This is a genomic window from Streptococcus sp. GMD3S (genome assembly GCF_000298695.2).
In the GTDB taxonomy this organism is placed as follows: domain Bacteria; phylum Bacillota; class Bacilli; order Lactobacillales; family Streptococcaceae; genus Streptococcus.
This window is the reverse complement of record NZ_AJRC02000013.1, coordinates 26,288-51,005: the sequence shown is the minus strand read 5'-3', so window position 1 is coordinate 51,005 and position 24,718 is coordinate 26,288. Positions and strand designations below refer to the sequence as shown.

The 24,718-nt window shown below is 40.8% G+C and carries 27 protein-coding genes, 1 pseudogene and 2 other annotated features; of the genes and pseudogenes, 9 read left to right on the top strand and 19 right to left on the bottom strand.

The window, feature by feature from the left end; all coding sequences use genetic code 11:
* The first annotated feature begins 337 nt into the window (after positions 1 to 337).
* On the top strand, positions 338 to 1,483 hold the full coding sequence (locus GMD3S_RS0207230; RefSeq protein WP_000209257.1) for a low temperature requirement protein A: 1,146 nt from the start codon (positions 338 to 340) through the stop codon (positions 1,481 to 1,483).
* Between the two features lie 155 nt (positions 1,484 to 1,638).
* Here GMD3S_RS0207230 and GMD3S_RS0207225 read toward each other — a convergent pair whose 3' ends face one another.
* Positions 1,639 to 3,120, bottom strand: coding sequence for a M protein trans-acting positive regulator PRD domain-containing protein (locus tag GMD3S_RS0207225; protein WP_001205294.1), 1,482 nt, complete (start codon positions 3,118 to 3,120; stop codon positions 1,639 to 1,641).
* A 296-nt stretch (positions 3,121 to 3,416) separates the two neighbouring features.
* Here GMD3S_RS0207225 and GMD3S_RS0207220 point away from each other — a divergent pair, with 296 nt between their 5' ends.
* The 5 genes from GMD3S_RS0207220 to GMD3S_RS0207200 all read left to right on the top strand — a co-directional run bounded on the left by GMD3S_RS0207220 (position 3,417) and on the right by GMD3S_RS0207200 (position 5,338).
* A complete protein-coding gene (locus GMD3S_RS0207220) occupies positions 3,417 to 3,653 on the top strand; it encodes a GlsB/YeaQ/YmgE family stress response membrane protein (RefSeq protein ID WP_000964741.1) in 237 nt (78 codons plus the stop codon).
* A gap of 99 nt (positions 3,654 to 3,752) precedes the next feature.
* On the top strand, positions 3,753 to 4,316 hold the full coding sequence (amaP, locus tag GMD3S_RS0207215; RefSeq protein WP_000045619.1) for an alkaline shock response membrane anchor protein AmaP: 564 nt from the start codon (positions 3,753 to 3,755) through the stop codon (positions 4,314 to 4,316).
* Between the two features lie 10 nt (positions 4,317 to 4,326).
* Positions 4,327 to 4,497 carry a DUF2273 domain-containing protein gene (locus GMD3S_RS0207210; protein ID WP_000454669.1) on the top strand — a complete coding sequence of 57 codons (171 nt, stop codon included), beginning with the start codon at positions 4,327 to 4,329 and terminating at the stop codon, positions 4,495 to 4,497.
* Between the two features lie 11 nt (positions 4,498 to 4,508).
* Entirely contained in the window at positions 4,509 to 5,093 is a 585-nt protein-coding gene (locus GMD3S_RS0207205; RefSeq protein WP_000072935.1) for an Asp23/Gls24 family envelope stress response protein, read from the top strand.
* 41 nt (positions 5,094 to 5,134) lie between these two features.
* On the top strand, positions 5,135 to 5,338 hold the full coding sequence (locus GMD3S_RS0207200; RefSeq protein WP_000102421.1) for a CsbD family protein: 204 nt from the start codon (positions 5,135 to 5,137) through the stop codon (positions 5,336 to 5,338).
* 221 nt (positions 5,339 to 5,559) lie between these two features.
* Here the strand turns inward: GMD3S_RS0207200 and GMD3S_RS0207195 are convergent, their stop codons facing one another.
* From GMD3S_RS0207195 to GMD3S_RS0207185, 3 genes are all read right to left on the bottom strand, one after another.
* On the bottom strand, positions 5,560 to 6,081 hold the full coding sequence (locus GMD3S_RS0207195) for a hypothetical protein (RefSeq protein WP_000493731.1): 522 nt from the start codon (positions 6,079 to 6,081) through the stop codon (positions 5,560 to 5,562).
* 69 nt (positions 6,082 to 6,150) lie between these two features.
* On the bottom strand, positions 6,151 to 6,663 hold the full coding sequence (locus GMD3S_RS0207190; RefSeq protein ID WP_000089606.1) for a hypothetical protein: 513 nt from the start codon (positions 6,661 to 6,663) through the stop codon (positions 6,151 to 6,153).
* Positions 6,664 to 6,766: 103 nt separating this feature from the next.
* Positions 6,767 to 7,222: a GNAT family N-acetyltransferase gene (locus GMD3S_RS0207185; protein ID WP_000155441.1), complete on the bottom strand. Its 456-nt coding sequence runs from the start codon at positions 7,220 to 7,222 to the stop codon at positions 6,767 to 6,769.
* A 69-nt stretch (positions 7,223 to 7,291) separates the two neighbouring features.
* Between GMD3S_RS0207185 and GMD3S_RS0207180 the strand changes: the two genes are divergently transcribed.
* A complete protein-coding gene (locus tag GMD3S_RS0207180; protein WP_000566520.1) occupies positions 7,292 to 7,954 on the top strand; it encodes a prepilin peptidase in 663 nt (220 codons plus the stop codon).
* Here the strand turns inward: GMD3S_RS0207180 and GMD3S_RS0207175 are convergent.
* A complete protein-coding gene (locus GMD3S_RS0207175; protein WP_000682684.1) occupies positions 7,943 to 8,398 on the bottom strand; it encodes an effector binding domain-containing protein in 456 nt (151 codons plus the stop codon). The genes GMD3S_RS0207180 and GMD3S_RS0207175 overlap by 12 nt on opposite strands.
* Positions 8,399 to 8,476: 78 nt before the next feature.
* Between GMD3S_RS0207175 and GMD3S_RS0207170 the strand changes: the two genes are divergently transcribed.
* Entirely contained in the window at positions 8,477 to 9,376 is a 900-nt protein-coding gene (locus GMD3S_RS0207170; protein WP_000687282.1) for a helix-turn-helix transcriptional regulator, read from the top strand.
* Positions 9,377 to 9,407: 31 nt separating this feature from the next.
* Positions 9,408 to 9,494: pseudogene (locus GMD3S_RS11160) on the top strand (prepilin peptidase); the annotation flags it as partial.
* Here GMD3S_RS11160 and trpA read toward each other — a convergent pair.
* The 14 genes from trpA to GMD3S_RS0207090 all read right to left on the bottom strand — a co-directional run bounded on the left by trpA (position 9,466) and on the right by GMD3S_RS0207090 (position 24,698).
* Complete coding sequence (gene trpA, locus GMD3S_RS0207165) at positions 9,466 to 10,242, bottom strand: tryptophan synthase subunit alpha (protein ID WP_001127004.1); 777 nt, start codon at positions 10,240 to 10,242, stop codon at positions 9,466 to 9,468. The pseudogene GMD3S_RS11160 and the gene trpA sit on opposite strands and share 29 nt — an antisense overlap.
* Positions 10,235 to 11,458, bottom strand: a complete 1,224-nt coding sequence (trpB, locus tag GMD3S_RS0207160) for a tryptophan synthase subunit beta (RefSeq protein ID WP_000331305.1) — start codon at positions 11,456 to 11,458, stop codon at positions 10,235 to 10,237. Before trpB (GMD3S_RS0207160) ends, trpA begins: the two co-directional genes overlap by 8 nt.
* Positions 11,436 to 12,035 carry a phosphoribosylanthranilate isomerase gene (locus GMD3S_RS0207155; protein ID WP_000169932.1) on the bottom strand — a complete coding sequence of 200 codons (600 nt, stop codon included), beginning with the start codon at positions 12,033 to 12,035 and terminating at the stop codon, positions 11,436 to 11,438. Before GMD3S_RS0207155 ends, trpB (GMD3S_RS0207160) begins: the two co-directional genes overlap by 23 nt.
* The gene (trpC, locus tag GMD3S_RS0207150) at positions 12,022 to 12,789 is read right to left on the bottom strand and encodes an indole-3-glycerol phosphate synthase TrpC (protein WP_000076508.1); all 768 of its coding nucleotides are present in this window, start codon (positions 12,787 to 12,789) and stop codon (positions 12,022 to 12,024) included. Before trpC ends, GMD3S_RS0207155 begins: the two co-directional genes overlap by 14 nt.
* Positions 12,786 to 13,790: an anthranilate phosphoribosyltransferase gene (gene trpD / locus GMD3S_RS0207145; protein WP_000658674.1), complete on the bottom strand. Its 1,005-nt coding sequence runs from the start codon at positions 13,788 to 13,790 to the stop codon at positions 12,786 to 12,788. The genes trpC and trpD overlap by 4 nt, the downstream gene beginning before the upstream one ends.
* Positions 13,791 to 13,800: 10 nt before the next feature.
* Positions 13,801 to 14,367: an aminodeoxychorismate/anthranilate synthase component II gene (locus tag GMD3S_RS0207140; RefSeq protein WP_000601900.1), complete on the bottom strand. Its 567-nt coding sequence runs from the start codon at positions 14,365 to 14,367 to the stop codon at positions 13,801 to 13,803.
* On the bottom strand, positions 14,364 to 15,725 hold the full coding sequence (gene trpE / locus GMD3S_RS0207135) for an anthranilate synthase component I (protein WP_000439663.1): 1,362 nt from the start codon (positions 15,723 to 15,725) through the stop codon (positions 14,364 to 14,366). Before trpE ends, GMD3S_RS0207140 begins: the two co-directional genes overlap by 4 nt.
* 377 nt (positions 15,726 to 16,102) lie before the next feature.
* Positions 16,103 to 16,328 (bottom strand) — a binding site (T-box leader).
* Positions 16,325 to 17,503, bottom strand: coding sequence for a tryptophan synthase subunit beta (gene trpB, locus GMD3S_RS0207125; protein ID WP_000208449.1), 1,179 nt, complete (start codon positions 17,501 to 17,503; stop codon positions 16,325 to 16,327). (Overlaps the previous feature by 4 nt.)
* A gap of 162 nt (positions 17,504 to 17,665) precedes the next feature.
* Positions 17,666 to 17,891, bottom strand: a binding site (T-box leader).
* Between the two features lie 42 nt (positions 17,892 to 17,933).
* The gene (locus GMD3S_RS0207120) at positions 17,934 to 19,160 is read right to left on the bottom strand and encodes a DegT/DnrJ/EryC1/StrS family aminotransferase (RefSeq protein WP_001134530.1); all 1,227 of its coding nucleotides are present in this window, start codon (positions 19,158 to 19,160) and stop codon (positions 17,934 to 17,936) included.
* Positions 19,161 to 19,202: 42 nt separating this feature from the next.
* Positions 19,203 to 19,895: a sugar transferase gene (locus GMD3S_RS0207115; RefSeq protein ID WP_000922220.1), complete on the bottom strand. Its 693-nt coding sequence runs from the start codon at positions 19,893 to 19,895 to the stop codon at positions 19,203 to 19,205.
* A 183-nt stretch (positions 19,896 to 20,078) separates the two neighbouring features.
* Positions 20,079 to 21,821, bottom strand: a complete 1,743-nt coding sequence (locus GMD3S_RS0207105) for an ABC transporter ATP-binding protein (protein ID WP_001180022.1) — start codon at positions 21,819 to 21,821, stop codon at positions 20,079 to 20,081.
* Complete coding sequence (locus GMD3S_RS0207100; protein WP_000022590.1) at positions 21,811 to 23,556, bottom strand: ABC transporter ATP-binding protein; 1,746 nt, start codon at positions 23,554 to 23,556, stop codon at positions 21,811 to 21,813. The genes GMD3S_RS0207105 and GMD3S_RS0207100 overlap by 11 nt, the downstream gene beginning before the upstream one ends.
* Before the next feature lie 54 nt (positions 23,557 to 23,610).
* Positions 23,611 to 24,246, bottom strand: coding sequence for a DUF421 domain-containing protein (locus GMD3S_RS0207095; protein WP_000174456.1), 636 nt, complete (start codon positions 24,244 to 24,246; stop codon positions 23,611 to 23,613).
* Positions 24,243 to 24,698 (bottom strand): DUF3290 family protein, encoded by a 456-nt coding sequence (locus tag GMD3S_RS0207090; protein WP_000675335.1) that lies wholly within the window; start codon positions 24,696 to 24,698, stop codon positions 24,243 to 24,245. Before GMD3S_RS0207090 ends, GMD3S_RS0207095 begins: the two co-directional genes overlap by 4 nt.
* Positions 24,699 to 24,718 lie beyond the last annotated feature (20 nt).

Genomic DNA, 24,718 nt, shown 5'->3' with positions numbered 1-24,718 from the left:
AAAATACCTAAAATCACTTATATTTCAATATTTTTAATTGCTCTCAATATGAAAGTCCTTTCCAAATCCCTGTAGGGGGCATCTAAATACAACAGGAAAAAGCCTTGATTTACAAGGCTTTTTTGTGTATCTGTTCTACTTTTGGTCAACTAATGGATATCAACGGTATAATTTTATGAACACCCTTCTGAACTGCACCCCAAAAGTTAGACAGAAAAAACCTAACTTTTGTGGCGCAGTTCATTCGCGCCACATGAAATTATTTAAGCATATCCTTCTCTTTCATTATCATTTTCTGTTATAATAAATTGTACTTCTAAAATAGAAAGGTCTTAAGATGACAACTCTTATTAAACATAAACGTGTAGAATTTTCAGAACTTTTTTATGACTTAGTTTTTGTTTTTGCAATTTCAAAAGTAACTACTTTAATTGAGCATCTTCATAACGGTATTTTGACTTGGAATTCTTTCCTTGATTTTTTCATGGCTGTTTTGGTTCTCACTGATTCATGGATGATTCAAACCGTTTATACCAATCGCTATGGAAAGAACTCTTTATTTAACATGGTAATCATGTTTATCAAAATGGGACTTTTACTCTTTATAGCCAATATGATGGGACCTGATTGGCAACAATATTTTCATTATCTTTGTTGGGCTGTTGGTACATTAACCTTTACCTTATTTTTACAATATTTGGTTGAATTTTTTAGAAAATCAACCGATAATGTTGAACGGGAAAGTATCAAAGGTTTTCTATGGATAACAGGTCTAGGAAGTTTAGGAGTCTATCTAGCAGCTCTTCTTCCTATTTACGTTGGAGTCTCTGTCTTATTTGCTAGTATTCTGCTAACATTTATTATGCCAATTATCTTGCTTAGTAAAGATAAGCATTACCAGGTAAATCTCCCCCATTTAATCGAGCGCATCTCCCTTCTTGTCATTATTACGTTTGGAGAGATGATTATGGAGCTAGCTAACTTCTTTACAATCGAGAATTTCTCGATTTATTCGGTTCTTTATTTCATTATTATGCTTTCTCTGTTCTTGTTTTATTTTGGTCAATTCGACCATGCTATTGATGAAAAATCTAATCAAAAGGGGCTATTTCTAATTTACAGTCACTATCCTATTTTCATTGGGCTTATGATGATGACTGTATCGATGAGTTTTCTTCTGAATCCTGAAGCTAATCGTCTCTTTGCAACCAGCTTCTCTTATATCGGATTTGGCCTCTTTCAAGCTGCTGTCCTAGTAAATGGGCCCTATAACAAACACTATCTTCGCTATTCGAAAAGTTACTACTGTGTCCAAGCGACACTCTATCTGGCTGCCTTGATTCTCTCTTTAATCTTTGCTTCTAATCCTATAATAGTAGTGAGTATAACAACCATTTTAGCTCTAGCTATAGCCATTCATTTTATTTATTTTTATATGACACAGAATAAAAAATATTCCAAATCTAACTGGGGGTTCTTTTAATGAGTTTATAACATAAAAAAGCTTTGGGAACCAAGGCTTTTTGTTGTTCTGAACTAAAAAATGACAGGATTGTTAGGATATTCTGAGTTTAGTATAGATAAAATTCTTTCCTTATAAAACAAAAAACGCTATCTAGCGTTTTTTGTTATTCTTAGTTACTCGTCTAATCGAATAAACATCATTGCGTTAAGCAAAGAGATGAGAGCGACTGTATTGACATTATTGGAATAGATCAGTCTCTTATTTTCAATAGGTGGAATAATAAAATTTGAAATAATGATGTCGTAAGGTGATTCTTTTAGAGCATCAAGGGATAACTCTAATTCACTCCAAACTTCCAGTTCAAAATTGTTACTGCAATAGTAAGAAAGTGTCTCAGCTACTGATTTTGCATGATACTGATCAAAATTACTCATGACCAAAACCTTTAATTTAGGTTGATTTTGTAAAATATTTAGCACCAAGTGTTTGCTATGAGTGATAAAAGTATAAGACAAATGATTGACCTTCATTGAACTATCATCCATTTCCAAAGTCTTTAGATAATGTTCCATTCCTTCCTTCACCTCTGAAACAAAGCGAGGGAAAATATTTTGAAAGTTCTTGATTGTATTACCTTTTTGATCAAATAGGATAAACTCTGTCGATAATTCCTGGCGATGCAGATGTGCTGTATTATGCAGATGCCAAATCAGATTGTCTCTATTGTCTACTTGGAGATTATAGTCTCTTGATACCTGATCTACTAGTTCTCCCAATAACTGATACGATTTTTTTACATAGCTGTCTGTTTTTGCATGGTTCAGAAATACTTCTTCATCTATGAAAAACATTTTTTGAAAATAGGATACAAATAGTTGACCTATCACTTCTTTATTCAGAGAGATACGATATTCAGAATCAAAGCTCGCTACAATCTCTTCGATGCCTTCTGCCTGCATGAAAGACTCTAACAATTGATTGTTAAAAGAATTTTTCTCAACTTCCATAAAATGACCAAACTTTATTCGGTATAAATTTGTTACGAGGAGTAACTTTAACATTCGTTGAGTGGCGAAATTGACAGGAAATGCAGTTTCTTTATAGATCAGTGCCAACAGTTTACACAAAGGTTCTACAGAAAAATCTTCAAAGGGCCATTCGAGGAAATAATATTTCTCTGAAAAATACTGGGCAAAAAAGTAACGGATATCGATTTCATTTCCAGTGATTTGAACTGGATTGAGGCTAATTTCAAAACGATATTGCTTCTTAATAATTTTATTAATGTGACGGATGATACGGTAAAGAGAGGAAGAACTGATATAAAACTCTTTGCAAATACTATCAGTATCACATCCTTCATTAAAGAAGATAAATTCTAAAATTGAAAAGTGGGTTGAATGCTTAAAAAAATGATGATAGACCATCTCAATATCACTATCATCGGTATTAATGATACGGATGCCGTTTGTTGAGGAATGAAATATCAAGTCAGGAAAGGAAGACCTGACCTGGGACAAGTCATCTTTTACAGAACGTTCTGCACAGTGCAATAATTCTGCTAGTTCCGAGATATGAAACCAGCGTTTGTTTTCAAATAGTAATTCTAATAATTCTAATTGTCTGTGACTTTTTTTCGATAATAAATCTCTCATGGATAACTTTTCTCTCTTTATAATAAACTAAAGGATTGTCTTTCAATCTTCATGCAATTATACCACATGGAGTGCATTTATCCTCTTACAACGACTTTTGCTTGTCATAAAAAGACTAGTCTAATCCCTTAGAAACTCAGTAATATCAAGATTTTCTTATTTATTTGTATCTAAAGTACATGTTTACAGTACGGTTTTTAAGACGAACTATTATGTTTCCAAGTTGAAATACTATATAATTAGTGTAATCAAAGAAATTGATTCTTTGATTTAGAAATAGAAAAGGAGGATACACTATGTTGTGGTCCATTATTGTAGGAGGTCTTATTGGTCTCATCGCAGGTGCAATCACTAAAAAAGGTGGTTCAATGGGATTGATTGCAAATATCTTTGCAGGTCTTATCGGTTCGTCTGTAGGGCAATCACTTCTAGGAAGCTGGGGACCTTCATTGGCTGGAATGGCTATTATTCCGTCAATCGTTGGTGCAGTGATTGTTGTTGCAGTCGTTTCATTTCTATTTGGTAAAAAATAAGCATTACCTAATAAGAAATTAAAAGTGATAAGCCATAATTTTGAATTCTGTAGACGGGTAAAATTATGGTTTAAAGCTTTTCAATTGAAAGGATTTAATATGTCAAAATCAAAGAAAATATTGTTACTTATTTTCTGTATCTTAATCTTGACTATTTTCCTTCCTATTCTCATAGATTATCATCAGGTCAGTGATTTAGGAATCCACTTATTCAGTTGGAGAGAACTCTACGCTGAATTCCTGATTGCTAGATATGTCTTTTGGGGGACACTTGTCCTATCTGTTTTAGTTTTAATTTCAATGTTAGTGATACTCTTTTATCCTAAACAATATCTAGAGATTCAATTAGAAACTCAAGAAGATACATTAAAACTAAAAAATTCAGCTATCGAAGGCTTTGTTCGATGTTTGGTCATTGATCATCAGTTGATGAAAGAACCAACGGTCCATGTTAATAGCCGCAAAAATAAATGTTTCGTTACTGTAGAAGGGAAAATTCTTCCTTCAGACAACATCTCAAATCGATGTCTAGTCATTCAGAATGAAATAACTCATGGATTAAAGCAGTTCTTTGGTATTGAACGTGAGGTAAAACTTGAAGTTAAAGTTAAAGAAGTTGAACCTCGAAAAACGACCAAAAAGACTGTTAGTCGTGTAAAGTAAGGAAGTAAAAATGGAATGGTTTAAAAAATATCAGTATCCAATTATTGCAGGTTTAGTAGGTGTCATTCTCGCTTGCTTTATCTTATCCTTTGGCTTTTTCAAAACACTATTTGTACTAATTTGTGGAGCCTTAGGAGCATTTGCAGGATACTATGTTAAGGAAAAATATTTAAATAAATAAAGGAGTCTCGTATGTCAAACGTAGATAAAAATGTAGAAAAAAAAGATGTTGCTGTTGTTTCTCAAGATGTTAAAGGGGAACTCACTTATGAAAACAAAGTAATCCAAAAAATCATTGGTCTTTCACTTGAAAAAGTACCTGGACTTTTGGATGTGGATGGAGGATTCTTCTCTAATCTAACAGAAAAAATCATCAATACAGATAATGTCACTCATGGTGTCAATGTTGAAGTTGGGAAAGAGCAAGTTGCAGTTGACTTGAACATTGTTGTTGAGTACCAAAAGAATGTCCCTGCTTTATACAAAGAAATCAAAGATGTTGTCGTATCACAAGTTACAAAAATGACTGATCTAGAAGTTGTTGAAGTCAATGTGAATGTTGTTGATATCAAAACGAAGGAACAGCATGAAGCAGATTCAGTTAGCCTTCAAGACCGAGTAACTGACGTGGCTTCTTCAACAGGAGAATTTGCTTCAGAACAATTTGAAAAAGTGAAATCTGGTATCGGTTCAGGTGTTGCTGCTGTTCAAGAAAAAGTAGGCGAAGGTGTTGAAGCCGTTAAGGGCGAAACAAAGGAAAATGCTCGCGTACACTAATTCATCTTGTCAAAATCAATTAATTTAAAGGAGGCAGAATCATGTCAACAGAAGAAAAATTAAACCAAGCAAAAGGTTCCATTAAAGAAGGTGTCGGCAAAATGATCGGCGATGAAAAAATGGAAAAAGAAGGAACAGCTGAAAAAGTTGTTTCTAAAGTAAAAGAAGTTGCTGAAGATGCTAAAGATGCTGTCGAAGGCGCTATTGAAGGTGTTAAAAACATGCTTCACAAAGACGAAAAATAAGGCTCAAAGTTAGCTGACCTTTTCATCTATAGTAGTCAAAAAGAGGACCGTAAATGTCCTCTTTTTTTGTAGATCGGATTCTAAACACGCTTCCCAATTTTCGTTAAAAGAAATTCTTAACAGGAAAAGCTCTGTTTTCAGGGCTTGTTTGCTTACTTAAAATAATATGTTTTTTATTGAATTGAAACAAAATTGAAAAGGTTGCACACTACTAGACTGGCTTATTTATCCACCACCTGAGCTTCAAATTGGGCTGGTTGGTTGTCTACGTTGGTAATGGTTATCGTGTAGGGCTTGTTATTGGTGGCATCAAAGACTTTTTCACCTTGGTAACTCACAACAACTCCATCTTTTACTAAATAAATATCTGGTTGGGTGTTTGGAAGTTCTTCATCCTCCTCATCCAAACCATGGCTTTTTATAATTTTTTGTCCCTCTACTTCATAGTAAACATCGCCGTTTCTTTCACTCCAAACACTTGAGCCAGTTAATTTAATTTTACTTGAATCGTTTTTCTTCAAGATGAAGATTGAATAGTATTCCAAATCTTGTGTTCTGGGATTTACTCTTAAGTTGACGGATTGACCTGGTTGAAGAGTGTATTTGCCATAGTTCAAAACGGAAAAGACAAACCAGACTAGCAGCAAACTATACAAGACTCCTATAATCATTCGTGAGCGCCTACTTTTAAACAAACGTAAAAGTAACAGTAAAGAGACAATAAAGAGCAATTCTGTAAACATTCTTCTCCCCTTTTCTTATCATCGTTGACATTCTAAACAAGGTCTCGCGTTCATTTCTTACTAGTAAGCTCAACCATACAAAGTCTGATACATCTTATCTAGAAAAGCTTTCAACTCTTTTCGAACAATCTTTAACAGGCGTTCTTCTTCGGCTGGAGAGATGTTCACACTTTCTTTTTTCTGATTCCTAATATGAGAATAGTAACTACGTTTTAGGGTTAAATGATGATCTAAAATATAGTAGGCATCTATTTTTTCCTCATTTACCATTGTTTCAAATAAAACCGAGACTTCATCCCTTCTAGGATTCGACATTTTCAAATCGATGTCTCCTTTTATCCCTATGGAGTCAATTCCTCCATCCAAGCGAATGACACCGTCGGGAGGAACAATATAGCCTGCTTTTCGCATGTCAGACGCATATTTTCCTGACGCCGTTAAATGTTGTAAGACAGCTGTAGTGTCCTTTTCTTCAAAGGAGGTCTTTAATTGGAAGCGTTCTTGGTGGGAATAAAGATTGATACCAACAACTAAGGCAAGTACAGAAGCAAGCAAGATTCGTATTTTTCTAGGTCTCGACATGTTTATCTCCTCTATCTAAGAAATCATAGAAGTCTTGTTTCTAACTTTGAAAGATAACTTCTTTATCCTTGAAAATCCTTGGGACTCTAGCCCCACGTGAATATTATCTGCCCTTTTTCATGATGTATTTTCGTATAGGTGTTTCAACCATTTGAACGATTTCAAATCCTTCTTTTTGGTAAAGGTTGTAAGCTGTTTGATTTGCCTCGTAGACATTTAGAGAGACAGTATCTATGTCTTCATTTTCAAAGGCCAAACTAACAAATTTTCTTAAAGCCTGGCTACCTAAGCCTTGCCCCTGCTTCTGAGGGTTGATAAAAAATCTCCCGATATGAAGATTCCTGTCTTCTAGCCTGATTTTCTGGATAAGCCCCACAAACTCTTGTCCATCAAAGATTGAAAAGATTCCTTTCAAATCTTGCAAGATTTGAATTGTTAAGGGAAAAGGAATCATTGTTCCCATCCATTGTTCTTGAAAGGATTTGCCAAGGGAGTTGGACCATTGGCATACGAGCTGAGCATTTTCTATGCTCACATTTTCTTCAAAACGAATTGTCATCTTGACCTCACCATCTTATCAATGTTTCTTTATTATACTACTTCTTCTATTTTTTACGAATAGATAAGTATGATTGATCTTTATTTTTTTCTTGTCGGGAGCATTCTCGCTTCCTTCTTGGGTTTGGTCATTGACCGTTTTCCTGAGCAATCCATTATTCGACCGGCTAGTCACTGTGATTCCTGTCAGACTCGCTTGCGTCCCTCAGATTTGATTCCTATTCTCTCGCAGGTCTTCAATCGCTTTCGCTGTCGCTACTGCAAGATTCGCTATCCATTCTGGTATGCCCTTTTTGAATTCGGCTTAGGACTCCTCTTTCTGACTTGGTCTTTGGGTTGGATTTCCTTGGGTCAAGCCATCCTAATCACTGCTGGCTCAACCTTGGGCATCTACGACTTTCGCCATCAGGAATATCCCTTACTAGTCTGGCTGACGTTCCACCTAATCCTCATGGCCTGCTCTGGCTGGAATCTGGTTATGATTTTCTTCCTTGTCCTCGGAATCATGGCCCATTTTATCGATATCCGCATGGGAGCAGGAGATTTTCTATTTCTGGCTTCTTGTGCGCTCGTTTTTAGTGTGACAGAATTACTCATCTTGATTCAGTTCTCTTCGGCAGCAGGGATTTTAGCCTTTCTTTCGCAAAAGAAAAAGAAAAGACTTCCTTTTGTGCCTTTCCTCTTACTTGCTGCGACTATAATAATTTTCTATCAGTTCTTATTAGTTTGTTGAATTGGGAACCCAAAGCTCAACTTCTGCATCCATGGGATTACCGTTTAAAAGTATTTCTAAGATAATTCCATCATTGTAAAGCGAGCTATATTCTCCCTCAAAAAAGTTATCCTCCAATTTATCAAACAAGAGTCTTGATTTATCACCACTGGCTGAGCTTACTAAATAATCTTTCTCTGGGACAAGAATGCTTTCGTAACCTGCCACAGCATTATTTGCCGCAACTCCTGCGTAGTATTGTATACCATCTTTATGAGGAACTATCAAAGCATAGCCTCTTTTATCTAGAGAATGGGGCATCAATTTTCCTAGCATTCCTTCTTTAAATAACTGAGTATAGAATGCCGTTTTCTCTTTAGAATAGTGATGTTCATGAACTGTAGTTCCTTCTATCAAAATACTCTTGCCAACTAAGGTAAACGATGGTTTAGTTTGATGTTTCATTATATGAACTCCTTTCTTTATGGTATAATCATAACAAAAGTAATATGACAACTATCTGTCATATTTAAGGAGAAAATTATGAAAATCGACCGTCAAATGGGGATTATTTCTCATTTAGTAAATAAACGAAAAACAACAGCTAAAGAATTATCAGAACTTTTTAAAGTCAGCACACGAACTATTATGAGAGATATTGATGATTTATCTCTTGCAGGCATTCCTCTCTATGTAATGAAAGGAAAAAATGGAGGCATTTTTCTTATGGAAGACTTCCAAACTGATAAATCTCCCCTGACCCAATCCGAAAGGCTTTCGATCGAATCTGGTTTAAAAAGCCGTTATCAAGTATTGGAAGATGCCTCTACTTTCAATGCTATATTGAAATTAAATGCTACCAATACATACTCTGATTTCGAAATTGATTTATCTCTATCTCAAGGGAACTTGGAAATACGAACTTTGATTTTTAAGTTATTGGAAGCTATCAGAGGTAGAGTAAAAATAAAATTTTCCTATATTAATTCACAAGGACTGGTGAGTCAAAAAAATTGTGAGCCTTACCGTATTGTCTATAAGGACCGGAGTTGGTATATGGATGCCTACGATACTGATAAAGCGCGTTTTTCTGTTTTTAAAGTTGCTAGAATTAGTGAACTTACTCTCTCCGATACTTTTTCAAAAAGACATTTTACACCACTTCCCTATGATGGTGGTGCTTGGATGAATGAAAACAAAGTACCTGTCATCCTGCATGTCCAGAAAATTGTTCTTGATCAATTTGTGGAACTCTTAGGCTATAATGCCATAAAACCTATTAATAGCGATATTTACGAGATTACTTATCCGTTAAACGACAATGATTGGGGATACAATACCTTGCTTGCTTTTGGAAAATACATCACTGTTATATCTCCTAAGCATTTCCTAAAACATTTCACCAACTATATAGATACCATTCATAAGCAATACCCAAACTAATATTCAACTGTCATTCATGAACTTATATTCTCAAAAGAAAAAGGAAAGACTTCCTTTTGTGCCTTTCCTCTTACTTGCTGCTTGCGTGATTATTTTTGGTAAGCTACTGCTTGTTTGATAAAGTCCTGAATCGGCTCTCCTTGGTGGAGAGCTTTTACAATTTTCGAACCAACGATAACACCATCTGACACCGCATTGAAGCGTTCTACTTCTGCTTGACTAGATACGCCAAAACCTGTCAAGACTGGGATGTCAGCTACTTGATGCAATTGTGCCAGGTGCTTGTCCAAGTCTGCGCGGTAATTGCCAGATTTCCCTGTCACCCCATTGATGGCAACGGCATAGACAAAGCCTTCCGCTCCCTTGATCAACTCTTTCTGACGTTCAAGTCCTGTGGTCAAACTAACTAGGGGAATCAAGGCAATATCTGTGTCTACCAAAAAGGGCTCTATAAAGTTGGCATGCTCATGAGGCAGGTCTGGGATAATCAAGCCCTTAACTGCTGTATCTGCCAAATCTTTGACAAATTTCTCCACACCGTACTGAAAGAGGGGGTTGAAGTAGGTCATGATGACCAGTGGCACCTCAGTCTGAATGGTTTTCAAGGTTTCAACCAAAGCCCGGGTAGAAGTCCCATGAGCTAGACTTCGCAAGCCTGCTTCTTCGATCACAGGTCCATCAGCAACAGGGTCTGAAAAGGGAATGCCCACTTCAATAGCTGAAACACCCAAATCTTCTAAAAAGTGGATTGTTTCAGCGAGACCATCCAAACCTTTCTCATGGTCCCCAGCCATGATATAAGGAACGAAAATTCCCTTTCCAGCTGCTTTGATAGCATTCAATTTTTCTGTTAATGTCTTAGGCATGAGCTTCTCCCTTCTTTGCTGCATCTGCTTCCAAGCGGTCTTTGACTTGAACCACATCCTTGTCCCCACGTCCAGATAGGCAGACAATCATAGACTTGTCTGGTCCGAGGTCTTTGGCTAATTTCACTGCAAAGGCAATGGCATGGCTAGATTCCAAGGCTGGGATAATTCCTTCCACACGAGACAAGAGTTGGAATCCTTCCAAGGCTTCTTCGTCTGTCACAGGAACATAGCTGGCACGTTTAATATCGTGGTAGTGTGAATGTTCTGGACCGATACCAGGATAGTCCAAACCTGCTGAGATAGAGAAGGCTTCAAGAATTTGACCATGGGCATCTTGGAGCACATCCATGAGGGAACCGTGAAGAACACCTGGACGGCCCTTGGTCAAGGTAGCTGCGTGGTGCTCTGTATCCACACCAAGTCCTGCTGCTTCAGCCCCATACATGGCTACAGACTCATCTTCTACAAAGGGATGGAAGAGACCGATAGCATTAGAACCACCACCAACACAGGCTACTAGGGCATCTGGCAGATCTTGACCTGTCATATCGCGATACTGTTGTTTAGCTTCTCGACCAATGACACTTTGGAAATCACGAACAATTTCTGGGAATGGATGAGGCCCCAAGGCAGAACCAAGAATATAGTGGGTATCATCGATATTAGCTACCCATGAACGAAGGGCTGCATTGACCGCATCCTTGAGCACGCGCGAACCATCAGTCACAGCCTCAACCTTGGCTCCCAAAAGCTCCATACGGAAGACATTAAGGGCTTGGCGTTTAACATCTTCCTCACCCATGTAGATGGTACATTCCATGTTAAAGAGGGCTGCAGCTGTTGCAGTTGCCACACCGTGCTGACCAGCACCAGTTTCAGCGATAATTTTCTTTTTACCCATGCGTTTAGCCAGAAGAACCTGTCCCAAGGCATTATTAATCTTGTGAGCCCCTGTATGGTTGAGGTCTTCCCGTTTGAGGTAAATCTTGGCTCCTCCGATATGCTGGGTCAAGTTTTTTGCGTAGTAAAGGGGAGTTTCACGTCCTACATACTGGCGTAAGAGCTGGTTTAATTCCTCTTGGAAACTTGGGTCTGCCTGACTTTCACGGTAGGCTTTTCCCAACTCCAAAACTGCTGTCATCAATGTTTCTGGGACGAAACGTCCGCCGAATTTTCCGTAAAATCCATCTTTATTTGGTTCTTGATATGCCATGCTTTACCCTCTCTATAAATCTTCTAATCTTTTCATGATCTTTCTGTCCATCTGTCTCCACTCCACTCGATACATCTACTGCATAGGGAGTAAAGTGTTGAATTGCTTTTGCTACATTGTCTTCCTTAAGCCCACCAGCGATAAAGAAAGGCTGGGCTAGTCCAGACGTATCCAGTTGACCCCAGTCAAAGGTCTTACCACTCCCAGCCACAGGGGCATCAAAGAGGAGATAATCCGCCTGAGAATTGGGGACATGACCATCTCCATCCACCTGCACCGCCTGAATGCTGGCACAAGGCAAATCCTCAAACAAATCATCTGCTACCTGACCATGAACTTGAACCAAGTCCAAACCAACTTTTTCAATCGCTTCTAGCAGTTCTGCCCGACTTGGTGAAACAAATACGCCAACCTTTTTTACACCTGCAGGAATGAGCTTTGCCAGCTCTGTAGCCTTTTCCAAGGTCACCTGTCTTTTACTAGGTGCAAAGACAAAACCAATATAGTCTGCCCCTGCTGATACGGCTGTTTCTACCGCTTCTTTGGTCGTCAATCCACAAATCTTAACCTTTGTCAATTTGCAACTCCTTGATTCTCTGGGCTACATCTTCTGCCTGCATGAGAGCTGTCCCCACCAAGATTCCGTTAAAGTATGGTGCTACTCGTTCCGCATCCTGCCCTGTGAAAATAGCAGATTCAGAAATGTAATAGTGACCTTTCTTAAAGTGCTGAGCCAAGTCCACACTGGTCTGCAAGTCGACCTCAAAGGTGGTCAAGTTGCGGTTATTAACCCCAATAATCTCAGCACCAAGCCTGTGGGCCACTTCTAGTTCAGCTAGATTGTGAGTCTCCACCAAGACTTCCAAACCTAACTCTGTCGCGTAGTCATACAGTTCCTTGAGGCGTTCTTCTGACAAGGCTGCCACGATGAGCAAGATGACTGTCGCCCCTGCATTCCGAGCTCGGATGATTTGCTTTTCATCGATGATAAAGTCCTTGTTGAGTGTCGGAATCTGTACCTGACTAGAAATCTCTCGTAGATAATCCAAATGCCCTTTAAAGAAAACTTCATCTGTCAAAACCGAAATCATCACTGCGCCGTTCGCTTCATAAGTCTGGGCCTGTTGTACAATATCCACATTGAGATTGATATCTCCCAAACTAGGGCTAGCCTTCTTGACCTCAGCGATTACCTGTAAACGGTCTTGATGTTGTTTTAAATAGTCAGCTAAGCGATAGGTCTGGCGCAAGGGCTGGATTTCCTCCAGCTCCATTTGCTCGACCTCACGCGCCTTCTGCTCCAAGATTTGTGCTAAAAATTCCTGACTCATTTTTGATACTCCTGTAACAGTCTGAGTTTTTCAAGGGCCTTGCCACTAGCAATCACTTGACGAGCCAAGGCAACTCCTTCCTTGATACTATCTACCTTACCATTAGCATAGAAACCAAGACCAGCATTCAATACTGTCGTTTCCAAGAATGGGCTTGGTTCATTTTTCAGAACGCTGAGCAAAATTTCTGCATTTTCCTGAGCATTGCCTCCACGGATATCTTCAATAGCGTAGCGTTCCATCCCCAAATCCTCTGGAGTGAAGCTTGACAAGGTGATTTCGCCATTTTCAAGAAGAGCAATCTTGGTTGTTCCGTTCAAGCCAGCTTCATCAAGACCTTCTGGTCCAGCAACCACAATGGCACGCTTACGACCCATATTTTTCAAAACCTGAGCTGTACTTTCTAAAAGTTCTGGACGACTAATACCAAGAAGCTGTGTTTCCAAAGCCATTGGGTGAATCAGTGGACCAGTCAAGTTCATAATTGTTGGAATTCCCAACTCCAAACGAGCTGGCATGATGTATTTCATAGCTGGGTGCATATTTTTAGCAAAGAGAAATACAATTCCAGTTTTATCGAAGACCTTACCTAGTTCAGCTGGTTTGAGGTCTAGATTGATACCCAAGGCTTGAAGGACATCTGCAGAACCAGATTTAGAAGAAATCGAGCGGTTACCGTGCTTAGCCATATGAATGCCGCCACCAGCCAAGACAAAGGCTGCAGTTGTCGAAATGTTAAAGCTGAAGGACTTGTCCCCACCTGTACCACAGTTGTCCATAGCATCATGAATTTCAGTTGGAATGTGTTGGGCATGCCCTCTCATGACTTGTGCAATGGCTGTGCGTTCTTCCGGTGTTTCCCCCTTCATCTTAAGGGCCAAGAGGAGAGAAGCAATCTGCGCTTCGGTTACACGCCCAGTTACGATACGCTCAATGACATCCGTCATTTCCACACCTGATAAATGTTCAAATTTTGCTAATTTTTCAATAATCTCTTTCATCCTAGTTTCCTCACTTTACAACCTTCTCGATAAAATTCCGAATAGAAGACAAGCCATCTGGCGTTCCGATACTTTCTGGATGGTATTGGAAGCCATAAATCGGCAGGCTTTTGTGTTGAATTCCCATAATAGCTTGGTCATCAGTCGAACGAGCTGTAACTTCAAAGCCTTCTGGCATTTCTTCAATCAAAATACTGTGATAACGCATGACTGGACGACCATCCTCGATGCCTTGATAGAGAACAGATGGCGCTTCAAAGCTGATGTGGCTCTGTTTCCCATGCATAACTTTTGGAGCCAAGCCTAGCTTCCCACCAAAGACTTCTGCAATAGCTTGATGACCCAAACAAATACCTAGAATTGGCTTCTTGCCTGCAAAGTCACGAATCATATCTTCCATCTTTCCAGCATCAACTGGCCAACCAGGACCGGGAGAAAAAACCAGACCATCTGCTTTTTCAGCTTCTTCATACAGCTTGGGATCATCATTTCTCAAAACCTGCACCTCTGCAAAATTCCCGATGTATTGGGCCAAGTTATAGGTAAAAGAATCATAGTTGTCAATCAATAAAATCATGGTCTTAGTTCTCCAATTCTAGTCATAGATTTAGCTTTGTTAATGGTTTCTTGGTATTCGTTTTGGGCGATGGAGTCGTAGACAATCCCTGCCCCGGCCTGCACATAGGCTGTTTGATTTTTAAGAATCATAGTTCGGATGGCAATGGCCAAATCCATATCACCTGTCGCAGACAAGTAGCCGATTGCTCCTGCGTATACGCCTCGTTTTTCCGTTTCCAGTTCATAGATCCGTCTCATGGCCCGAATCTTTGGTGCTCCTGACACTGTTCCAGCTGGAAGTGTAGCTTTCAAGGCATCCATGGCAGTGAGGCCTGGAAGCAAACGTCCCTTGACCACGCTGGTCAAATGCATGACATAGCGGAAGAGCTCCACTTCCATATACTTGGTGACTTGAACACTGGCCGTTTCAGAGATGCGACCAATATCATTGCGTCCCAAATCTACTAACATCCGATGTTCTGCTGTTTCCTTCTCATCAGAAAGCAGGTCTGTCGCCAAGGCCTTATCCTCTTCATCCGTAGCTCCTCTTGGTCGCGTTCCCGCAATCGGATTAGTTGTCACAATGCCATTTTTGACAGAAACCAAACTTTCAGGACTAGCACCGATGATTTGATAATCCCCAAAATCATAGAAATAGAGGTAATTAGATGGATTGGTCACGCGGAGATTTCTGTAGAAGTCAAATGGATTTCCAGTAACTTCTGCTGAGAAACGCTGGCTGAGCACGCATTGGAACATATCACCATTACGAATCAAGTCACGAGAAGTTTCCACCATTTCCTCAAACTTCTGAGGAGCGATATGCGGTTTGAAGTTCAACGGAGATAGATCCAAATCTTCAAATTCATTTGGAGCAGGAATGCGTAATTCCTCAAGCACTTGGTTCAAGGCTTTTTCCAAATCTTCTTGACTGCGATCACTATAAAGAGCATCCTCTATGACATGAATTTTTTCTTTCTTGTGGTCAAAGACCATATAACTCTCATAGACAAAGAAATGCATGTCTGGCGTTCCAATGGTATCCTCAGGGATTTGGCCAATTTCTTCATAAAGAGAAATCATATCGTAACCGACAAAGCCAATAGCTCCCCCACCAAAAGGGAGATCTGAATGGTGTTGGCTCTTATGAGTCACTTCATAAAGGAAATCCAAAGGATCCCGATCAATCACTTGACCATTTTGATAAAGGACTCCATTTTCAAACTGAATCTCAAAAACAGGATTATAGGCTAGGATAGAAAAACGAGCGGTTTCCTTGTCTCTCGGAATACTCTCTAGGATAACCTTGTGTTGCCCTTTTAAGCGCATATAAGCCAAGATTGGTGATAAGACATCTCCATGAATGATTCGTTCCATTGTAATTTCCCTTTCAGTTTCTTATTTTTAATTTTTGGTCTTTTTTCTATTTCCCTTAAATAGTGCGGACGGGAGGTAAAATTATCCAGTGGATGATTTTAGAAATCCATGAAATGAAAGACCTAATTTTCGAGCTCCTCGCTCATTCATTTCTAGGCTCAGGCTAAAATAGTTCCCCAAACTATTTTACTCTCAAAAATTCCGTTCTAGAGAAGCATCTTTGCTTCTCTAGAATACCACTATAGCGGGAAATAGCGGGTCAATGCTCACTTCGTTAGCAAATATTTTATAGAAATCTATCTAGTGATGAAGCATAATTTAAAACTGATAGCCATATCTACGATAAATATATAAAAATCCCCACGCAAAATAACTTGCGTGAGGACGAAATTCGCGGTGCCACCTCAATTATAGGATTTCTCCTATCTCTCATTCCTGTCTCAGAACTTTCCTATAACAGGCTGTGCGATAAAGGGCACTCCCTTGAGAATTATGTTTTCTTCTCTCGTTTCAGATGGACCCAACCTTACAGCTTTCTCTGCTTGATTCCAGCAACCACAAGCTCTCTGTGAGAGAAAAGACTGTAATTTTTCCATCTTTTATTTTTTAGCTTCTAGGTAGTCTGCAATAGCAGCTACGTCCTTGTCTCCACGACCAGAGACATTGATGATGATAATCTCATCTTTACTTAGTTTCGGTGCACGTTTAACCGCTTCTGCGATGGCGTGCGAACTTTCAATCGCTGGGATAATCCCTTCTGTCTTACTAAGAAGGAGCAAGGCTTGAACAGCTTCTTCATCTGTCGCTGCTACGTATTCTACGCGGCCAGAATCTTTGAAGTAGGCGTGTTCTGGGCCAACCCCTGGATAGTCCAAACCAGCTGAGATAGAGTAAACTGGCGCCAGCTCTCCGTCTTCCTTAAAGACTGCATAGGTCTTCATACCATCGACAATTCCGACACTACCCTTTGTCATAGTGGCTGCATGCTTGTCTGTGTCAAGTCCGTGACCGGCAGCTTCGACCCCAACCAATTTGACTTCTTCATCAGCCACATACTGCGAAAAAGCACCGATGGCATTCGAACCACCACCTACACAGGCAATGACGTAGTCTGGTAAACGACCTTCTTTTTCTAAGATTTGACGGCGAGATTCTTCACTGATGACCTTTTGGAATTCATGAACAATGGTAGGATAAGGATGAGGTCCTACAGCAGATCCCAAAACGTAGAAGGCTTCAAGGTCATTCATCCATGCTCCAAAGGCTGCATCAACCGCATCCTTAAGAGTTCGTGTCCCCGTTTCAACTGCGTGAACAGTCGCTCCCATCATCTCCATGCGGAAGACATTGAGTCGTTGACGCTCCACATCTTCTGCACCCATGTAGACATCACAAGCCATACCAAACTTGGCTGCAGCAGCTGCTGTCGCAACACCGTGCTGACCAGCTCCTGTTTCTGCGATCACTCGTTTTTTGCCCATACGTTTGGCAAGAAGGATTTGACCTAGAACATTGTTGAGCTTGTGAGAACCAAGGTGGTTAAGATCTTCGCGCTTGAGATAAATCTTAGCTCCACCTAGGTGCTCTGTCAAACTTTCCGCAAAATAAAGCGGTGTTTCGCGACCAGAATAATCCTTCAAGTAATGGCGAAATTCTGCCAAAAACTCTGGATCATCCTTGTACTTGTCAAATGTCACTTCCAACTCATCCAACAAAGCTTGAATCGGCTCCGGTACAAAACTACCACCAAATTGTCCAAAATAACCTTTAGTTGTCATAAAATTTTTCCTCTTTCCATATTAATTCGGCTTTTTGTTTGCTTTTAGTAGTAGGCAAGGAGCTGCAGATAGAACTCAAGTTCATCAAAGCGACTTAACGCCCTAATAAAAGATAAACAAAATGACCGAAAGAAAAAAGCCCACACACAGAATCTACTTCCATGTGAGGGCGTTGGTAACGCGGTGCCACCTCAATTATAAAGGGACTATTCCCCTTTACATCTCTGCCTTGTCTAACAACAAGTTGCACTGTAAGGTGTGCGCACCGAATTTTCATTGTTTCAAATTCATTTTTAAAATCAGCCCACTTTCACTACTTCCAACCACCTGTTCACAATCACCACAGGCTCCCTGAAGATCAAACATAGTTACTTTTCTGATTTGTTGAGAATATTATATGCTATTGTCCGCTTTTTGTCAAGATTTTTTATTATTTTTTTCCAGAACCGAGGATTTCTTCAGAAATTCTCACCAAAGTCTGAACGATGTAATCAACTTCTTCATCGCTTAATTTTGTATGAAGAGGAAGCGTAATTTCATTTTCAAAGAAGGCATAGGCTCTTGGATAATCTGCCATATCGAAACCAAGATTCTTATAGGCTGTCAGGAGAGGAAGCGGTTTATAGTGTACATTACTTGCAATTCCTGCTTTGGCCAATTCTTGGATGATGTGGTTGCGTTCTTCTAAACTTGCTCCTTCTACATGGGTGATGTAGAGGTGGCGTGAAGATTCAACAGTATCAGTCTTGTGTACCAATGGACGGATGCGAGAACCTGCAAAACCACGATCATAGCGGTCCACGATGTCCTTACGACGTTGTAGCAAAGCTGGGTAACGGTCCAATTGTACCAAACCAATCGAAGCCATGATATCGGTCATATTGCACTTGTAGGCTGGTGTGACGATATCGTACTCCCATGAACCCAATTGCATCTTGGCAAGAGCATCCTTTGTTTGACCGTGAAGGGAAAGGATTTGGAACTCCTTGTACATCTCTTCGTCATCAATCGCTGGATTGGCTTTCCAAGTCGCACTTCCTCCCTCAGCCGTTGTAAAGTTCTTAACGGCGTGGAATGAGAAGGAAGTAAAGTCAGCGATAGATCCAGCTGGTTGTCCTTTATAAGTAGATCCCAAAGCATGGGCACTATCTGAGACAATTACGATACGGTTAAAGGCTTTTTGCCACTTGCTAGCAGCTGTAAAGAGGTCCCGTTTCTTCTCCACCACTTGGAGCAAACGATCATAGTCGCAAACAATCCCTGCAAGCTCAACCGGAATAATCACCTTAGTCTTTTCAGTGATGGCTTGCTCAAGCAAGTCATAGTCCATCTCAAACGTATCTGCTTGAATATCCACCATGACAGGTGTCGCTCCTACGTGTGTGATAACACTACATGAAGCTGTATAAGTCATAGCTGGAACGATGACTTCATCCCCAGGTCCCACTTCCAAAACACGCAAAATCAACTCAAGAGCGGCTGTCGCAGAGTTGAGGCAGACAGTCTTAGGTGTCTGTGTGTATTGAGACAAGCGGCGCTCCAGTTCTTTTGTCTTCGGACCTGTTGTGATCCAACCAGAACGAAGGGTATCCGCTACTTCAGCAATTTCAGCTTCGGTAATATCGGGAGGTGAAAATGGAATATTGTAATTTGGCATTGATTTGCTCCTTTTATCTGTACTCATTTTCTCATGACTACTTCATTTTAGTACTTCAAACACGGTTTGAAACATGATTTTAATGTCTCCAAGGAAACTAAACTCTCGGAGATAGGCGAGATTATAGCGCATCTTTTCAGGAAGAACATGTTCTACATAGGCTTGGTCAACTGACAGACCTTTCTCCGTCATTTGACTGATGATCGTATCCTCATCCTTGTAGTTGATGCTGGCTGGAGAGGTAATCCCTGCTGGCAAGAGCAAGGTCGCCATCATTTCAGGGCTGTACTGCTCTGTGTAACGTGGCACTTCAGGACGGGTCCCTACAAAGGACATCTCGCCTTTAAGGACATTGACCAGCTGAGGTAGTTCGTCCAAACGCACACGGCGAATGAAATTCCCCACTTTGGTAATACGGCTATCGTTAGCAGAAGTCACCAGACTTCCTTTTTTATCCGCATCCGTTACCATAGTACGGAACTTCCAAATCTTGAACGGACGGTTGTACTGGGTCACGCGCTCTTGCTTGTAAATGACTGGTCCCTTGCTATCCAACTTGATCCAAATGCTCAAGACAAGAAAGATGGGAGAAGTCAAAAGTAGCAAAAACAAGGCCAGAACCCAATCCAGGCAACGCTTGAAAATCAGCGAACCCTTCCTTTTAGAGACAAGCTGGTAGTAAGACTCAACCTCGCTTGATTGCATTTCCACGGGCAAGTCTTCCCATTTCAGCATGCTGTTTCTCCTTTGTTTTTATTATACTATTTGTCAACATTTTTCATTATACCACAAAATGGAAAAGGCGGTGCAAGAAATCTGTGATTTGAAGAATTTCCTTCTGGTGCTCAATGAAAATCAAAGTACAGCTTTGAGGTTGCAGATAAAGCTGACATGGTTTGAAGAGATTTTCAAAGAGTATTAGGACATGGCCCCTGCCTGCAAGCTATACATTTTGTGATAGGTTCCTCCCAAGGCCAAGAGTTCCTCATGGGTTCCACTCTCGATGATACGCCCCTTGTCCAAGACGTAGATGCAGTTGGCGTCTTGGATGGTCGAAAGGCGATGAGCAATAGCAATGGTCGTCCGACCCTGTCTCATCTTAGCTAGGGAATCTTGAACCAAACTTTCTGTTTCAGAGTCAATATTGGCTGTCGCTTCATCCAAAATCAGGATTTTAGGCTGACTGGCGACAGTTCTAGCAAAGGCAAGAAGCTGGCGTTGGCCAGTAGAAAAGCTCGAACCACGCTCAGAAACAGGTGCATCATAACCCTGCGGAAGGTCCTGAATAAAGGAATCTGCATCGACAAAGGCAGCTGCAGCCTGGACCTGATCATCACTAAGATCTTGGTACATGGCGATATTGGACTTGATAGTCCCGTGATAGAGGAAGGGATCCTGTAAGACCAAACCGATGTTTTTTCTCAGCTCTTCCTGACTGTAGTTCCTGATATCCACATCATCCAAGAGAACGTGGCCTGACTGAAATTCATAAAAACGCATGAGAACATTGATAATCGAAGATTTCCCCGAACCTGTATGACCTACAAAGGCAATGGTTTCGCCCTTGTTAACTGAAAAGGAAATATCATCTAGAATCTGGTGTTTTCCATCATATGAGAAACACACGTGCTCAAACCGAATATTACCTTCTGTAATCTTTGCTTGGCTATCCTTTTGAAGGGGTTCATAGGTCCTCTCGTCAATCAAGGCAAAGACACGTCCAGCTGAGACCATAGAAGTTTGAAGGGTTGAAAAGTTTTGCGTCACCTCAATCAAGGGGTCAAAGAGCCGATTGATGTACTGGATAAAAGCATACATGGTTCCTGCTGTTATTCCCAGATAAAGCCCGCGGTAACCAAAGTAGGCCATCAAGACTGCATATCCTAGGAGTTTCAGCAAACTCATGGCAGGTCTCAAAAAGAGGGCATCCAAGGCCACAGAACGGTTGGCATAGACCAAGTGTTCTTGGTTGATTTCATCAAATTCTGCTTGCAGGCGATTCTCTTGGTTGAAGGCCTGGATAATCCTGATTCCCTCGATATTCTCTGCCAGCTTACTATTGATATCTGACAAGAGACTTCTGGTTTTTTCGATGATTTTCACTGACTTTTTCCGATAGAGATTGACTAAAAGGAAAATCAAGGGTAGAAAGAGCAAAACTAAAGCTGTCAAACGAAAATCCAGCACCAACATGGTATACAGAGTTGTCAGAAAGATGAAAACTGCTGAAATAAAGCTGGATAAAATTCCCGAAAACATATCACTGATGGTCTCAGTATCATTGGTCAAACGAGAGACGATGGAACCTGCTGGCGTCTTGTCAAAATAAGACATGCCCAGTTTCTCCATATTGGCAAAGGCATCGTGACGAATATCTCTGACAATACTGTAGGACACCCGCGCAAAGAGAAGATTGCCGACATACTGGACCAGAGTTTGCAGGATATAGAGGCCATAGTAGGCCAATAAAACTGTAATAGCAAGATGGTTTAGGTTGCTGAGGTACTGGTCGATAAAGTGGGAAGCCACAAGGGGAATGACACTTTTAATGATTGTAGTCACGAGGAGAAAACTGAGTGCCAAAAAGGTCAGGAGGCCATAGGGCTTGAGATAAGACATCAAGCGCTTCAATACAGCCAATTGTTCTTTCTTATTCTGCATCTTCTTCTCCTTTCATTTCCAACTGCTGAGACTGGTAGGTTTGGGCATACCAGCCATTCAGGACTAGCAAGTCATCGTGCTTGCCCCGTTCGATAATTTGACCATTTTGCAGAACCAAAATCAGATCTGCATGGACAACTGCACTGAGTCGATGTGCTGTAATAATAGTTGTCTTGTCCTTGCGCGTCTCCTTGAGATTGTCGATAATCGCATACTCTGTCTTGGCATCCACGGCTGACAAGGAATCATCTAGAATCAAGATATCAGGGTCTAAAATCATAGCCCTACTCATAGCCAGACGTTGCTTTTGACCACCTGAGAGACTGACTCCCTTTTCACCGATCAGCGTATCAAATCCCTGAGGCATGTCTACAATATCTTGGTAAACTTGAGCTAGCTTAGTCGCTTCCTCAACTGCTGAAAGGGGCAAGTTAGGATTACCAAAGCAGATATTGTCTAAAATCGAGGTCGCAAAGAGAAACTGGTCCTGAGGAACATAGCCCATGAGACTGCGTAGGTCTGTCAGACGATAATCCCGAATATCATGACTGTTTAGGTAAATGGCTCCCTTATCCACATCGTATTCTCGCAAGAGAAGCTTGATCAAGGATGTTTTCCCAGAGCCTGTCTGTCCGACCAAGCCCAAGGTTTGCCCTTTTTCCAGACTAAAGTGAATATCCGTCAGTGTCTCCTCATTTTCAAAGGCAAAACTATCAATATCGTACTCCAAACGTCCATTTTCAATACAGTCCAGAGGAAATTCAGGATCTTGTACAGGCGATTCCTGAGACAAAAGATCCTCAATCCGTTGGTAAGAAACCTTGCCTCGCTGAGTGATATTAAAGAGGAAGCCAATGGCCATAAGAGGCCAGACCAACATATCCAAGTAGCTGATAAAGGTGACCAGATTCCCAACCGTGATTTGCCCTTTCTGAACCATCAAGGAGCCTACCAAGAGCGTTAAAACATAGGAGGAACCAACAAATAAGAGAACCATAGGGTCAAAGAGACTATCGTATTTCATGGTTTGCAGGTTCTTTTGGAAGGTCAATTCATTGACTGTCTGAAAGGACTTCAACTCGTCCGCCTGATAACCGAAAGACTTGGTCACTTTAATACCTGATACGGACTCCTGCACCTTGTTATTGAGTTCGGAAAAGGCGGCTTGCGATTCGCCAAAGGCCTTGTGGGTCTTTCTCCCTAGACGACTGGTCGCATAGGCCATGAAAGGTAAGGGTAAAATGGCAACCAAGGTCATCTGCCATGAAATGCTAAAGAGCATGGTCAACAAGGTCACTAAAGCTGTGATTGAGGCATCCACCGCTGACATAACTCCTCCCCCTGCCAGACGCGTTAAGGCATTGATATCGTTGGTTACGTGTGCCATCAGGTCCCCCGTCCTATAGGTTTGATAAAAGGCTGGAGACATTTTTGTGAAATGCTCAAATAAGCGAGAGCGCATAATCTGTCCCAAACGGTAGGAAGTACCGAGGATATACATACGCCAAACATAGCGCAGATAGTACATCCCAAAGGCTGCAAGAAGCAAGTAAAATAGGGCAAGAAGGAGGTCCTGCTGGGTTAATTGCCCCGATGTGATGGCATCAATGACCCTCCCCATAACCATTGGGGGAATAAGGTTGAGGACGGAAACCAAGACCAGAGCCACAATCCCGACTAAATAACGGCGTTTTTCTAACTTGAAAAACCACCAAAGTTTTTGAATAATGGACATAAAATCCCTTTCTGATTGCAAATAGAAACCTGAGGCCAAGACCCCAGGTTTTTCTTATTCATAGGTTACGACTGTGACCGCACCCTTGTCATACTCAGCGATAAAGATATTGGCTACATTGTCATGCCCTTGCTTGCTGAGGTTATCAAGCAGCCACTCTTCGCTACGACCAATCGATTCCAAAACATCGACTTGGATAACACCATCTGTGACAACAGGATACTTGGGATTCTCATCTCCCATTTGGACTACGATGAGTTGGCCATTTTGCTCCTGCACAGCTCGTTTGACTTGCTTCATCTGGAAAATTCCTTGGCTACGAAGTTTGAGGGCTACATCCGATGCAGACAAGCCAACTGAACGACAGGCTTCTGGGTCAATCTGCCCATTTTTGATAAGGAGAGTTGGTTTTCCATCAATCAAGCGTTTGACAAAACGAACATTGTTATTGAGCCACTTGAGGGTCAAGACCAAAATCGTCCACATCATCAAAATCACTGCATACTGGAGAATGCTGATAGAACTATTGTAAATCACCCCACCGATGATACCACCGAGAACATAGTTCTGAATTTGGTCTGTCGCAGAGTTAGGTGCTAGGTTCCCCTTTCCTGTCACATTGATAACAAAAACAAGCGAGAAGAGCCCCAAGGCCAGTTTGATTAAAATTTCCATATAATTGAGTGTCATTTGTTTACCTCCACCAATTCAATAGCGTCTGTTTGATTCAATTCTAATTTCTCTAAAAGATACTTGTCTGGTTGGCTCCCGTTCATGGCTCGGTAGAAATTTGGACCTACCTTGACAAGCGCTCCATCAGTGGCTGCAGAAGTATTGACATAAACTTCTGATTTATCCACTCCCAAGTCTTTGGAAACAAGCTCGATGAAATGAAGGGAGGTTTGAAATTGGTTGTTAGAGGCTTGATTGGTCTGGTATTTTGAGATTGTCACCAAAAGCATGACCACCAAGGTCAAGGCCAAAATCATGACCAATTCCCGAAACTTAGTCCCCTTTTTATCTCGATAGGCTTTAAAAGCAAAAAATCCTGTGATAGCTAGGAGAACAATTCCAAAGCCAATCATGATGCCATTTTGCTGACTGATTTGGCTAAGTACATAGTCATATGAGTAAAATTTCATTTATTTTCACTCCCTTTCAT